The 12,889-nt window shown below is 66.8% G+C and carries 16 protein-coding genes; 10 read left to right on the plus strand and 6 right to left on the minus strand.

The window, feature by feature from the left end; genetic code table 11:
* Nucleotides 1-240 precede the first annotated feature (240 nt).
* The 10 genes from WS49_RS14245 to WS49_RS14285 all read left to right on the plus strand — a co-directional run bounded on the left by WS49_RS14245 (nt 241) and on the right by WS49_RS14285 (nt 7,567).
* Nucleotides 241-591 (plus strand): DUF2958 domain-containing protein, encoded by a 351-nt coding sequence (locus WS49_RS14245; protein ID WP_059529424.1) that lies wholly within the window; start codon nt 241-243, stop codon nt 589-591.
* 316 nt (nt 592-907) lie between these two features.
* Nucleotides 908-1,663 carry a DUF2285 domain-containing protein gene (locus tag WS49_RS14250; RefSeq protein WP_059529427.1) on the plus strand — a complete coding sequence of 252 codons (756 nt, stop codon included), beginning with the start codon at nt 908-910 and terminating at the stop codon, nt 1,661-1,663.
* Between the two features lie 125 nt (nt 1,664-1,788).
* On the plus strand, nt 1,789-2,070 hold the full coding sequence (locus tag WS49_RS14255) for a helix-turn-helix transcriptional regulator (protein ID WP_059529959.1): 282 nt from the start codon (nt 1,789-1,791) through the stop codon (nt 2,068-2,070).
* 26 nt (nt 2,071-2,096) lie between these two features.
* Entirely contained in the window at nt 2,097-2,930 is an 834-nt protein-coding gene (locus tag WS49_RS14260) for a replication initiator protein A (RefSeq protein WP_179949253.1), read from the plus strand.
* Between the two features lie 241 nt (nt 2,931-3,171).
* On the plus strand, nt 3,172-3,810 hold the full coding sequence (parA, locus tag WS49_RS14265; RefSeq protein ID WP_059529433.1) for a ParA family partition ATPase: 639 nt from the start codon (nt 3,172-3,174) through the stop codon (nt 3,808-3,810).
* Nucleotides 3,807-4,058, plus strand: a complete 252-nt coding sequence (locus tag WS49_RS14270) for a hypothetical protein (RefSeq protein ID WP_059529962.1) — start codon at nt 3,807-3,809, stop codon at nt 4,056-4,058. Before parA ends, WS49_RS14270 begins: the two co-directional genes overlap by 4 nt.
* Nucleotides 4,055-4,588: a DUF2840 domain-containing protein gene (locus WS49_RS14275; RefSeq protein WP_059529436.1), complete on the plus strand. Its 534-nt coding sequence runs from the start codon at nt 4,055-4,057 to the stop codon at nt 4,586-4,588. The genes WS49_RS14270 and WS49_RS14275 overlap by 4 nt, the downstream gene beginning before the upstream one ends.
* Nucleotides 4,585-5,172 carry a S26 family signal peptidase gene (locus tag WS49_RS14280; protein WP_059529439.1) on the plus strand — a complete coding sequence of 196 codons (588 nt, stop codon included), beginning with the start codon at nt 4,585-4,587 and terminating at the stop codon, nt 5,170-5,172. The genes WS49_RS14275 and WS49_RS14280 overlap by 4 nt, the downstream gene beginning before the upstream one ends.
* Nucleotides 5,169-5,612 (plus strand): hypothetical protein, encoded by a 444-nt coding sequence (locus tag WS49_RS33580; protein WP_081332276.1) that lies wholly within the window; start codon nt 5,169-5,171, stop codon nt 5,610-5,612. Before WS49_RS14280 ends, WS49_RS33580 begins: the two co-directional genes overlap by 4 nt.
* On the plus strand, nt 5,609-7,567 hold the full coding sequence (locus WS49_RS14285; RefSeq protein WP_059529442.1) for a relaxase/mobilization nuclease and DUF3363 domain-containing protein: 1,959 nt from the start codon (nt 5,609-5,611) through the stop codon (nt 7,565-7,567). Before WS49_RS33580 ends, WS49_RS14285 begins: the two co-directional genes overlap by 4 nt.
* A gap of 168 nt (nt 7,568-7,735) precedes the next feature.
* Here the strand turns inward: WS49_RS14285 and WS49_RS14290 are convergent, their stop codons facing one another.
* From WS49_RS14290 to WS49_RS14310, 6 genes are all read right to left on the minus strand, one after another.
* Entirely contained in the window at nt 7,736-8,857 is a 1,122-nt protein-coding gene (locus tag WS49_RS14290) for an acyltransferase family protein (protein WP_059529445.1), read from the minus strand.
* Between the two features lie 18 nt (nt 8,858-8,875).
* Nucleotides 8,876-9,703, minus strand: a complete 828-nt coding sequence (gene blaOXA / locus WS49_RS14295) for a class D beta-lactamase (RefSeq protein ID WP_059529448.1) — start codon at nt 9,701-9,703, stop codon at nt 8,876-8,878.
* A 40-nt stretch (nt 9,704-9,743) separates the two neighbouring features.
* The gene (locus tag WS49_RS14300) at nt 9,744-11,453 is read right to left on the minus strand and encodes a M56 family metallopeptidase (protein WP_059529451.1); all 1,710 of its coding nucleotides are present in this window, start codon (nt 11,451-11,453) and stop codon (nt 9,744-9,746) included.
* Complete coding sequence (locus WS49_RS14305; RefSeq protein ID WP_059529454.1) at nt 11,450-11,839, minus strand: BlaI/MecI/CopY family transcriptional regulator; 390 nt, start codon at nt 11,837-11,839, stop codon at nt 11,450-11,452. Before WS49_RS14305 ends, WS49_RS14300 begins: the two co-directional genes overlap by 4 nt.
* A 270-nt stretch (nt 11,840-12,109) precedes the next feature.
* Nucleotides 12,110-12,280: a hypothetical protein gene (locus WS49_RS35020; RefSeq protein WP_155771103.1), complete on the minus strand. Its 171-nt coding sequence runs from the start codon at nt 12,278-12,280 to the stop codon at nt 12,110-12,112.
* The gene (locus WS49_RS14310; RefSeq protein ID WP_059529457.1) at nt 12,277-12,849 is read right to left on the minus strand and encodes a GNAT family N-acetyltransferase; all 573 of its coding nucleotides are present in this window, start codon (nt 12,847-12,849) and stop codon (nt 12,277-12,279) included. Before WS49_RS14310 ends, WS49_RS35020 begins: the two co-directional genes overlap by 4 nt.
* Between the last annotated feature and the right edge of the window lie 40 nt (nt 12,850-12,889).

Raw genomic sequence — 12,889 nt, forward strand, 5'->3', positions numbered from 1 at the left:
TGCTGATTTCCATATTCGTGCCTTTACGGAAATCCGCATCCGCGGATTCAAGCTGAACCAGAGAGTCACATTCGTGCCTTTCCTGACCTGCACAATTCCACTTTTACGCTTCCGTGGCTGTACGGATTCGACGGCTTGCGTCTTCATGCTTTCACAAGAAAGCACGCATCCGCTTCGTCAGTTCCGTGCTTCTCAAGAGAAGCGCATCCTTGCATTGTCGGATTCGTGGGATAGCCGCCCATGACCCAGCCGCTCGTCACCGCAGAACAGCGCGCGCAGCTGCTCGCCGCCGGTACAGTGCGTGCTGCGGGGCAGGACATTGACCCGCTGCCGGTGGTGCGGCTGTTCACGCCGGACGCGCATGCGACCTGGTTGCTGGCTTCGCTCGATCCCGCCGATGGCGATACCGCTTGGGGACTGATTGACCTTGGTATCGGGATGCCGGCGCTCGGGACGGTCAAGCTGTCCGACTTGGCCGGCATCGTCGGGCCGCAGCTACGGCCTGTCTTGCGCGACCTCTATTTCCACGCCGCACGGCCACTATCGGAGTACGTCAGGCTGGCGCAGCGTGATGGCTCCATTCCCGACTAATCGGGGCGTATTGTGTCTTTCTCAGTCTAGTTCAAGACGGTTACGGTCTGGATCGGCGTTTCGGCACCAAGCAGGTGCGACCGTGACCGAAAGAGACATGATGCGCGCCGCGGCTTGCGGCAAGGTGCCCGGTGCTGCGCGCCGTTTCCGTGCGGCGCAGCCGTCGCATTCGGACGACCCTTGCAAGGCATCGGAGCTGATCGGTCTTGACACCCCTTGTTACAGCTTGAGTCTACGTCCACTGGATGGCGCTCTGATGTTGTAGCTCCTGTGTTCGACGCCGTAGCGACGTTCCTGTTGAACGGGAGGTCGAATCATGGCTGATCGAAGTGCCGAAGCCTGGTATCCCACTGCCGCGTACCTGTATGTGCTGCATCTGGACGGCCCCTCCTTGGCGTGGGAGTACCTGCGCCGCCATCCCGACTACCGGCGCGACTGGCGGCGCTGTCGCCACCCGCCGGGCGCGGCGCACGCCTGGGGCTTGCGCCTGCTGGAAGACCCGGCACTGGATGCGCGTGACGCGCATCCAGACTGGTTTCCCGATCCTGTCGGCATGCTTCAGCTCTACCCGGATGCTGACCCGCCGCCGCATGCGGACGCCTTCGCGTTCTGGCGCATCCCCGGTCACAAACACCTGATCCACGATGGCAAGCGCCTGGTGCTGACGGCGCGCTGGCCCGGCTGCTGCGTGCGGCTCGCACTGTCACCGGGCCTGGCCGATGGCATGGCCTACCTGTATGCCGTCCGCGCGTGCGCCGAACCCTGCACGCACTACCGCACGATCATGGCCGAGCTGGACAAGCTGGCGACGGTGGACGAGGCCGCGCCTGCGGCGGCGGCCCGCTCTCGGCCCACGTCGGCCGCGCTGCTGGAATTGCACACCCTGCAGGCGCTCGACGCGACCCTTGCGGGCGTGTCCTTGCGCGAAACAGCCGCAGGGTTGTTCGGCGCCGAGGCCGTGGCCACCGGCTGGTACACGGACGGCGGCCTGCGCTCGCGCGTGCGCCGCCTGGTACGGCGTGGCCAATCGCTGATGCGCGGCGGCTACCGCCGCCTTGCACAGCTCGAATGACCCGGGGAGGGTCGTTTCGTCCACGGTGCAAAACGACCCTCAGCAGGACGCGCCGCTTTCCCAAGACTGCCTCCATCCGGTCGCGCTGTGTGGCCGGGCGTTCCTGACCGATGGAGGTTCATCCGATGCGACCCGCACCCTTGCGGCCTGCTGCCGCTGCCGCCACCACGCCGCCGCAACCCCAACGCTACCTCACCAACGACGAAGCCGCCGAGTACCTGCGGCTGTCGCCGCGCACGCTCGAAAAGCAGCGCGTGATCGGTGGCGGACCGAAGTTCCGCAAATTCGGTCGCCGCGTCATGTACGCGGTGGCTGACCTCGACGCCTGGGCCGACCAGCGCAGTTTCGAGGCCACGTCCGACCCCGAGTATGCCGAGCACCATTCGGCCGACAGTCGTGTGCGCTGATCGGCGGCTCGCCGGTGGCCATCGCCATGTCCAGCCCATCGCGGGAGCGGGAACAGCTCGACCTGTTCCGCGCCTTGCCGGGCGACATGGCGCCGCGCGATGCCCAGGACCTGATGGCGTATCCATTCTTCTCGCTGGCGAAGTCGCGGCGCACGGCGCCGATCGACTTCCGCAGCGGCAACGTCACCATCCGCGTGGAGGGCACGCAGGAACACGGCATCGCCACGATTTGGGATGCGGACGTACTGATTTGGGCGGCCTCGCAGATCGTCGAAGCGCGCGACGCGGGCTTGCGCCCGTCGCGCCTGATGCACGCCACGCCCTACGAGATCCTGCGTTTCATCGGCCGTGGGGTGTCGCTGCGCGACTACCAGCGCCTCAAGGCCGCGCTCGACCGGCTGCAATCGACCACCGTGGCGACGTCCATCCGCGAGACGACCGGGCGGCGCCTGCATCGCTTCTCGTGGATCAACGAATGGAAGGAGCTGGCCGACGCCCGCGGTACGCCGCTGGGCATCGAGCTAATCCTGCCGGATTGGTTCTACGCGGGCGTACTGGACGCCGCGCTGGTGCTGACCATCGACCCGGCGTATTTCCGGCTGACCGGCGGCATCGAGCGATGGCTGTACCGCCTGGTGCGCAAGCACGGCGGCAAGCAGCCAGGCGGTTGGCAATTCGACTTTCGGCACCTGCACCGCAAGTCGGGCAGCACGGCCAAGCCCTACGACTTCGCCTGCGACCTGCGCGCTCTGGTGGCGCGGCAGTCCATGCCGGGCTACGTCCTGGGCATCGTGCGCATGCCCGAGGACGGGGCCGAGTTGCTGACCTTCCGGCCCGTGCCGCAGACGGCACGGGGATAACTGCGGGAAAACGTGTGGACGGCCTCGTGCTATCAGGCGTGCCGGGTATCGTGCTATCGGGCGTGTCCCTATCGTGCCATCAGGCGTGCGAAATCGCCGCAAAGCCAATAACGGCGAGGGTTTCGGCGCTCTCTAACTTCCCTAACTCTAAATCTCTAACTTTTGAAAAGAGCGCGCCGTTTCGGTGGACAACCACGAAACGGCACGGCCGAGCCGGCTTTCCAACACGGAGGGCCGCGTCATGATCGTCGCGCTGCTCAACCAGAAAGGCGGCGTCGGCAAGACCACGCTCGCCACCCACATCGCGGGTGAACTCGCGCTGCGCGGTCAGCACGTCGTCCTGCTGGACGCCGACCCGCAGGGTTCTTCGCTGGACTGGACGCAACGGCGTGCCCAGCAGGGCTTGCCGCGCTTGTTCAGCGCCGTGGGCCTCGCCCGCGAAACGCTGCACCAGGAAGCGCCGGAGCTGGCCCGCCGTGCCGATCACGTCATCATCGACGGCCCGCCGCGCATCGCCGCCTTGGCGCGTTCCGCGCTGCTGGCGGCCGAGCGCGTACTGATCCCGGTGCAGCCGAGTCCCTATGACGTGTGGGCCAGCGCCGAGATGGTGATGCTCATCCGCGAGGCGCAGGTGTTCCGGCCGCAGCTAGCAGCGGCCTTCGTCATCAACCGACGCATCAGCACCACCATCATCGGCCGCGAAGCACGGCAGTCGCTCGCCGAACAGCCGCTGCCGGCGCTGCACGCCGAGGTGCGCCAGCGCATCGTGTTCGCCGACAGCGTGGCCGCTGGCCGGCTTGCACGCGAGACGGCACCGGACAGCGCCGCCGCACGCGAGATTGCCGCGCTGACTGACGAGCTGCTGCGGTGGCCGACATGAGCCAGCGCAACGGCAAACGCGTCGGCATCGGCGCACGTCCGCCCGCGAACCCGCACGCCGAGGCGTGGATTCGCCAGGGCGACGCCGACGGCCTCCAGAAAGGCGATCTCTACACCGCGCGCCTGACCCTCGACATCACGCCTGCGATGCGCGCCCGCATCAAGGTGTCGGCGTTCACCCAGGGTGTGACCGTCGCCGAACTGCTGCGCGCTTTGCTGGAACGCGAGTTTCCGGAGACGACCCCATGAACGCGCAATTCTCGACGGTCACGGCTGCGCCGCCGCCATCGCTCGCGGTGCTCGCCGGCCAGGCCGGCGCCGCGCCGCTGACCCGCGTATCGCTCGCCTACGTCGAGCAGCGCATCGACCTCTACCTGCGCTTTGGCGAACCGGCGCGCACCGTCCGCCTCGATCGCTGGCGGCGCGTCGCGGTGTTCCTGCCCGGTGCCGTGTTCTGTCGCATCCGCTGGCAGGCCAACGACTACGGCACCATCCGCTGGCAGCTCATGGTGATGCAGGCGTGCACGCCGCTGGACGCGGCTCAGCGCATCCCCGGCGTGCTGCCCGGCGCGTGCCTGCTGCTACACGCCGAAGGCGAACCCCCCGTGCGCGCCGTGCTGGCGCAGCTCGACGCCATTGAGGCGCAAGGCATCGCGCCTGCCGACGTGTCGCCCGCGTACTGGCGAACGCTCGGCAACCGTCTCGCCGCGCGCCTGCCGCTGCCGGCATACACCGCCGAGCGGCACGCCGCTTGGCGGGCCGGGAGGATGCTGTCATGACCACGCTTTCCACGTCCGGTACTGTGCCACGTCCTCGCTCGCGCCTGCGCGCTTGCCTCGTGCTTGGCGGCGTATCCGCCTGCGGCCTCGCTGCGCTGGCCTGGGTGTCCTTCCTGCCTGACGATATGCGGCCGCTGCCGCGCCTGACCTACAACCCGTCCGACAGCGTGGCGGTCGGCTGGTATCGCGTCGAGCCACTCTATCACCGGGCCCCTCCGTTGGCCGTAGACAGCATCGTGCTCGTCCCGCTGCCGGCCGAAGCCGCCGCGCTGGCTGCACGGCGCGGCTACCTGCCGACGCACGTGCCGTTGCTCAAGCGCGTGGGTGCGGTCGCGCCGCAGGAGGTGTGCATCGTCGGTCGTAGCGTGCGCATCGACGGTGTGCCAGCCGCCACCGCGCTTCCCGCCGACCGGCTGGGCCGGCCGCTGCCGTCGTGGACGCAATGCCGTCGCCTTGAACCCGGCGAGCTGTTCCTGTTGAGCACGACCAACCCAGCATCGTTCGACAGCCGGTATTTCGGCCCGGTCGGTGCATCCACCGTGCTCGGCATCGCGCATCCGGTCTGGCTGGAGACACGCCGATGATGGCCGCCGATTCGCTGCGCTTCATCGTGCCATCCGGCGTGTCGTCCTGCTGGCCGTCGCCGTGTCGCCGCGCGTGTCGTGCGAGCGCATCCGCGTCGCACGTCGCGCAACATCCGGCGCCGCTTTCCCACGTGCAGGCGTCTTGCCTCGAACGCGCCCGGCCGGTGGCCGTGGCCGCGTTCGCCGGCGCGCTGGCTGCAAGCAGCGCCGCGCCGCCGGGCCGTCCACGCCCTGAGCGACAGCGCAGGGCAAAGGCGGAAGGCAAGATAAAAGGTCGCGGCACATGGCCGCTTGAAAACCTTGTCTGCACATGGGGGGGGCGCGGCACGCGCCACGGGGCGGCAGCGTGCCGCGAAGGTGCGCAATGCCGCATCGGTATTGGCGAAGTCGCGTGCTTTGTCCGCTGGACTGCGCCGGCGTTGGATGGGGCCATACCATGAGCCAGCGCGACGACGACCGATTTCGCGTCCGGCCTGGCGCTCCGAAGCAGCGAGGCGATGCCTACGTCAACAAGGTTCTGCGGCAAGCCAACAAGGCCGGCGCGAAGCTTGGCAAGGCGGCAGGCAAGGTCAGCCAGCGACCCGGTTCCCGGCTGGGCCGCGGCCACGTTGCGGCGCGCTTCGCAGGCCGGGGACTTGGGGCCAACGCCCGGCGCGTGACGATCAAGGCGCGGCTGGTCAATCTGGCGCAGGCCGGGCCGCGCTCGACCGCCGCGCACCTGCGCTACATCGAGCGGGAAGGCGTCGATCGCCAGGGCGGGCCGGGCCACGCCTACGGGCCGACGACCGACGAGGCGGACACCAAGGCGTTCGAGGAACGCGGGCGCGAGGATCGGCACCAGTTCCGGTTCATCGTCTCGCCGGAGGATGCCGAACAGATCGACGATTTGCGTACCTACACCCGGCACCTGATGGCGCGCATGGAGGCCGACCTGGGGACGCGGCTGGAATGGGTGGCCGTCGATCACTGGAATACCGACAACCCGCACACGCACGTCGTCCTGCGCGGCAAGGACGACACCAGCAAAGACCTCATCGTTTCCCGCGACTACATCGCCGAGGGGATGCGCCGGCGGGCGTCGGAATTGGCGACTGAATGGCTGGGGCCACGCACCGAACTGGAGCTGCAGCGCGCCATGCAGCGCGAAGTCGATCAAGAGCGGTGGACGGGCCTGGATCGCACCTTGCAGCGCGAGACCGGTGACGATGGCCTGGTGCGCGTCGAACGCTTCGCCGAACCTAGGTTGCAAGGCCAGCGGCAAGTGCTGATCGGCCGCCTGCAACATCTGCAGCGAATGGGCCTGGCGTCCGAGCCTCGGCCCGGCACGTGGGCCGTCCATGCCGACGCCGAACTGACCCTGCGGGCGATGGGCGAACGTGGCGACATCATCCGAACGATGCAGCGGGCCATGAGCGGCAAGCAGCGTGAATTAACTGTATTCCAGTCTGGCGAGGGTGGCCGCGCCGTCGTTGGCCGTGTCGTCGGCAAGGGGCTGGCCGACGAACTGTACGACAAGGGCTATCTGATCGTGGATGGCACGGACGGCAAGGCGCACTATATCGCGCTGCCACCGCGCGCCGAACTGGAGAAGTATCCGACCGGGGCCGTGGTGGAAGTGAAAGGGGCGGCCGACGTGCGCGCGGCTGACCGCAACATCGCCGCGCTGGCTGTTGATGGCGTGTATCGCACCGATCATCACCTGGCCGTCGCCCAAGGTCAGGCGACGCCCGAGCGCGATCCGCGCGAAGTGGTGGCCGCCCATGTGCGCCGGCTCGAAGCTTTGCGCCGCGTCGGCATCGTGGAGCGCGAGGCCGAAGGCGTCTGGCGCCTGCCCGACGACCTGGCCGAGCAAGGTCGCCAGTACGACGCGCAACGCCTTGGTGGCGGCGTGATGGTGGAGTTGAAATCGCACCTACCCATCGAGCGACAGACCCGCGTGATCGGAGCCACGTGGCTCGACCAGCAGTTGATTGGCGGCGGCAAAGGCCTGGGCGACCTTGGCTTTGGGGCCGAGGTCAAGGACGCGCTGCGCCAGCGAGCCGAGTTCCTGGCCGAACAGGGACTGGCCGAGCGTCGCGGGCAGCGTGTCGTTCTCGCGCGCAACCTGTTGGCAACGCTGCGCCGGCGCGAATTGGCGCAGGCTGCCAAGGACATTACCGCCACAACCGGTCTGGAACATCGCCCCGTCGCCGAGGGGCAGCGCGTGGCCGGCATCTACCGGCGCTCCGTCATGCTCGCCAGCGGGCGCTACGCGATGCTCGATGATGGTATGGGGTTCTCGCTCGTGCCGTGGAAGCCGGTGATCGAACAGCGGTTGGGGCAGCAGCTCACCGCTACGGTGCGAGCCGGCGGAGTGTCGTGGGAGGTTGGGCGACAACGTGGCCTGGAAATTTAGGCGCGCATCTTCCACGGCGCTTCTCAAAGGTTCGGCCATTAGCCAGTCGGATACCAGAGCAATGCCTGGCCGGCCAGCGCCGCATCCAAGAAAGCGTCACTTAACTGGGAATTTTGTGGGCTTGCCGCGTTACTCCGGCGCGCTGCCGCTTCGAACCGCGACCCAGCGTTAGCGCGTAGCCCGGAATACAACGCCAGAACGTTGCCGTAGCCAGCGATTCAGGGGCGTGGAGTAGCCGCGGGACACCAGCGCGCCCAGCAGGCATGATCCGGCGAAATAGGCCAGCAGCAACCCAAGCCTGGCGTCGCTTAGGAGCTGCGCCGGTGGCAGCCAGGTGCGCAGCAGGCCCAGCACCAGCAGGTGCAGCAGGTAGATCTCGTAGCAGTCGCTGCCGCAACGTGTCAGGATGCGCCGCGACAGGCCGGGCGAACTATGTCTCGCCGCGGGGCGGCCGAGCAGAAGCAAGGCGGTTCCTAGTGCCATGGCACTGACGCCGAGAATGTTGCTCTGGCTGATCGGCCACATCAGGTAGAGCAGTGTCATGGTGATGCCGATCAATGGACGGACGTATGGCCGCTGCAACGCCGGCCATGTCCGCCGCCGCGCAAGGACACCAGCGCAGCAACCGATGGCGATGGCGTCGAAGCAGGCGAGATAGCCATACAGATAGGCCTCACCGTTTCCCTGGTTGGCGAGGCGGTAGAGCGGGCCGGCAACAACTAGGACGGCGGCCAGCAACGCCAGTCGCGTGCTACGCCGCAACAACACACAAGCCAATGGAAACAGGAGGTAGAAGGCCATCTCGACCGACAGCGACCACATCACGCCCAGCGGATAGTTGATCCATCCCTCGCGGATGACCAGTACATTCATCCAGGCGCCTAGCGCGGCGGCGTTGGTCGTCCACAGCGGCACCGTGCTCGCCGCCCGGTTGCCGAACAGCGGCAGGCCGGCCAGCGCGAGCGCGTCGACCGCCGCGAGCGTCAGGACCAGCATGGGAAGGATTCGCGCGAAGCGCAGTCGCCAGAACGACACCGTCCGAATGGCGTCGAGTCGGCCCCAGCGCTCCAGCGAGTTGCGGGTGATCAGAAAGCCCGATATCGCAAAGAAAATCGTTACGCCGTAGTTGCCGTTACGCGCGATGGCGCGCAACAGCGGCCAGCCAAGCAGGCCGGCAAGCGTGGTATCGCCAAGGGAATAGGCGATATTGAAATGATGCAGCAGTACCAGCAGGATCGACAGGCCGCGCAGGAGGTCGATGGCGTCGTCGCGTGTATCAGAGGCGTTCATGATCGGGCGTTGCCAGGCTTACTTGCGGGGCGTGCCGACCATGGCGGGCCAGTCGTGCATCAAGTCGTCGCGGGCGCGCAAGCCGGCGTTGGGCTTGGTTGCGCGCTCGTCCTGCACCAGGCGGGCGAACACCAACTGGCGGCCGTCCTTGCGGGCCCAGCCAACGAACCAGCCGTAGGCGTTGGCAGCGTTGTAGACGCCGTTACTGCCGGGTGAGCCGGTGCCGGTCTTGCCGTACAGGCGCCAGCCGCCGGCCTCGCCAACGTCGAATAGGCTTTCCGCCAACTCGTAGGCCGCAGCCTTGACCGGCAATTGCCGGTTGACGACTTTGCGCAGGAAGGCCAGCTGCTCCAACGGCGAAATGCGTAGCGACGAGATGATCCACGCGCCGTCCGTGCCGTTGTGCTTGCCTGGCTCGCCCGAGACATCCTCGTTGCCGTAGTGGAACGCCGAGGTATAGCGCTGGAAGCGCTCTTGTCCCAATGCCTTGGCGGCCAACTGCGAATACCAGACCACCGAGTATTTGATCCAGCGCGCTGGATCCGTGGGCTGGCGCCAGGCGTCACCGCCCCAGTCGGGGTAGCCTGGCCGATAGTTCCAGACCGGTTCGTGCGGGCTTTGCAGGATGCCGGCATCCGCGCCCATCAGGGCGATGGGCAGTTTGAAGGTCGAGGCGGGCGTGTAGCGTTCCGCGCAAGCCTGCTGCGTGCCTTGCTGGAAGACGATTCGGCCGTCGGCGGCGTCGGCGACGACGGTGCATAGGACGGTCGCACGGGCCGGGGCGGCGGCCAGCGCGAACAGGGAAAGGGCTGTGCCGACAGCGAACGAAGAGAGTCGAATGGTCATGATCGATGAAATGGCGTCGGGGGAAAGCGGGAGGAAGGGCTCACGCGTTGTCAGAACGGCCGTTGAGCAGGACCAGCGTCAGGTCGCGGTCCTCGATATGAATGCGCATGGCCAGGCAGCGCCCAGCTTCGGCGGAAGTGCCGGTCTTGGACAGGCGGATATTCCAGCCCTGCGCGCCGACCAGTGGGTTGGTGTTGTGGTAATGCAGCCGATTGCCAGCCGCCTCGACGGTCTCGGCGAGCGCAGTGGTGTCGCGCGCGATTTGCGGGTAGGCAGCGGCCGCACCAACAATCTTGCCGATGTCTGCGGCACTCGCGCGATTGGCGGTCGACAAGCCGGTAGCTTCTTCGAGCGTAGTGTGTTCGAGGTGTAGCGCCGCGGTCTTGCGCCGCAATGCTTGCGCGAAGGCTGGCTCACCGCCCGGGTAGGTGCGGGCTAAGGCGTGGGCCGCGCGGTTGTCCGACGCCATCAGCGCCAGCTTGAGCAGGGTCTCCAGCGTCACGCTGGCGCCCACTGGCAGCGGCGAGGCCGCGCCCGAGGCCGTGGCGCTCGCATCGCGTTCGTCGATGAGAATGCGACGCGACAAGTCCGGCACCGTATCCAGAACCACCATGGCCGTCATCAGTTTAGTCAGCGACGCGATCGGCACGGCCTCGTTCTCGGCGCGGCCGAGCAGCGTGGCGCCGGAGCGGGCATCCAGCACCAGCACGTGGGACGCGCCGCTCGCCTCGACCAATGCCTGTATCCCCGGTAGCTGTGCCATGAGGCGTTGCTCTTCCTGCGCCGACAAGGGATGCGTTCGTCCGGAGGTCAGCGCTGACCAGGCGCCAAAGCCTGCCAGCGCAATTGATAGGGTCGTGACAGGTAGGGCCACCGCGCGCCGAGCGGAAAGACTCTCGGGCCGCACCAGACGGCGGATGCGGTCAAGCAATTCACCGTCGCGCGCGCCGGGAGCCACCGGCACCGGCGTGCCGATCTCGGAGTTGTCCAGGGCGTGCAGGGCGCGCGCCAGCGGCATGGGACTGCCGATCAACGCTGCCGCAATCTGGTCGGCGATGCGCTCGCGTTCGATACGAATAGCGCGGGACAGTGACCAGATGGACGGGTGGAAGAACAGTAGAACCTCCGCCGCATGTTGCAACAGGTTGATCAGATAGTCATGGCGTCGTACGTGCGCCAACTCATGCGCCAGCAGCGCCGCCAACAGGTCCGCTGGCATTCCGGTGACGAGCGAAGCCGGTACCAGGATCACCGGCTTAAACCATCCGGCCGTGACGGGCGTGGACAGGTTTCGCACTACCCGCAACCCAACCGTGCGCGAGAGCCGCAGGCGGCGCGCCATGTCGGCCACACGCGCCTGCCAGGCGGGATCGATCCACGGGGCGCTGGCACGCACAATGCCACGCAGCCATGTCAGTCCGAGACACACTCGCAGCGCCGCGACTGCACTGCCGACTAGCCAGGCCAACGCTAGCCACAACGGCCAGGCCAACGTTGCGCTGTCGGCTACAGCCGGGGCGTCGGGCGAGGTGGGCGGCAGGCCGCGCCACGCCAACGCCACCTCGGCCACGCCAACACCGACGCTGGAGAAAAGCGCTGTTCCGAGCAACACATAACGCAGTTTCGCGTCGTCTGGCCGCGTAAGTGACAGTAGCGCTAGCGTGGCGGCGTGGAGGCACAGGATTTTCCAAGCCAGCGCCGGCAGGCCACCGCCAATGGCCCAGGCGGTGGCAAGCAGAAGGTCGCTCACAGTTTGTCGTCGCGCAGGAGGGCTTCTATTTCCGCGCGGTCTTTCTTGCTGACGTAACCTCCGCGCAGGGCGGCCAGAACCAGTGCCTTGCCCGAGCCGGCGAAAGCCTTGCCAATCAGATCCTTGATCAGGCGGCCCTGCGTCGCCCTCTGGCTTTGCGCAGCGGCATAGACATGGGAGCGTTGGCTTTCATCGCGTGTCAACACGCCCTTGCCATGCATGATCTGCATCAGTCGCAGCACGTTTGCGTAGGTGATGCCGTCGCGCCGGGCGGCCATGGCGGCGTGGACTTGCTTGACGGTGGCGGGGCCGGTTTCCCACAACGTCTGCAGCACGTCGAGTTCGGCGGCGGTCGGCTTGGCGCTGGGCTGGTTCCTGTTGGCCATGAAAAAGGACGGTACAAGGCAAAATGTGCGTCTAGAATAAATTGTCTAGAACAGTTTGTCTACGACAATGACGGCACCTCCGACGCCCTCGGAAGTTCGCAAACTTGAGTGAACTTCTAGACCCCGCGACAGAGGAGGCAACATCGATGTCGGGAGCCGCGCAGCGCCGCTTCGAGAACGGCACCTTCCTATTGCGGCCTGCAGCGCTAGCATTGACGTGTGAGGTATGGGCTGCCTGCCGCAGGTTGAAAATTGATAACCAGCAGGTGGTCAGTTTTCGGTCGGCAGGAACGCCGTGTAGCGACGCGTCGCGAAATCGAGCGTACCGAAGCTGAGCGTGCAGTCCTCGCCGTGACGGCTCAGATAACGGTAGGCGAGCGCGTCACCATTCGCGGCGGTGCGGTGCGTGCACAGCTCGACGAAATTCCCGAACGCCGTCATTGCGCGCCTCCCGTCGCCGCTTGCCGTAGAGCCCGCCATTCGCGGCTCAGCAACGCATAGCCGTACTCGTCGGACCACGCACCTTTGAAGAAGATGTTCTCGCGATAATGCCCTTCGCGGCGAAAGCCCTGTCGCTCAAACAGACGCTGCGCGCGTACGTTGTGCGCGTCCACCGTCGCGACGATGCGGTGCTTGCCAAAATCTGCGAACAGCAGTTCGATCACCCGCGACACCGCTTCGAGCGCAAAGCCATGCTGCTGCGCGGCGACGTCGAACGTTGCGCCCAGCTCGGCCTGCCGCCCTTCGTCGAAGAAATGCACCGCGACGTCGCCGATCAGCGCGCCGTCGGCCTGGTGCTCGGCCGCGATCTGGAACCACGTGCCGTCGGTGTCGAACTCAAGCGTCTGCTGCTCGGCGAAGAACGCCGCCGCGTCGGCATCCGCGTACGACGACCAACTCTGATAGCGCGCGACGTCAGGATGGTTCCTGTATGCGGTGAACGCGGCAAGATCGCCGCGTTTGAACGGGCGCAGGACGAGGCGTTCGGTGGAAATGGGAAAAGTGGTCATGCGGGTTCCTTCGTGGCGGAATCCAGACGCGCGCAGGGCA

It is taken from the genome of Burkholderia sp. RF7-non_BP4 (assembly GCF_001521935.1).
GTDB lineage: Bacteria > Pseudomonadota > Gammaproteobacteria > Burkholderiales > Burkholderiaceae > Burkholderia > Burkholderia diffusa.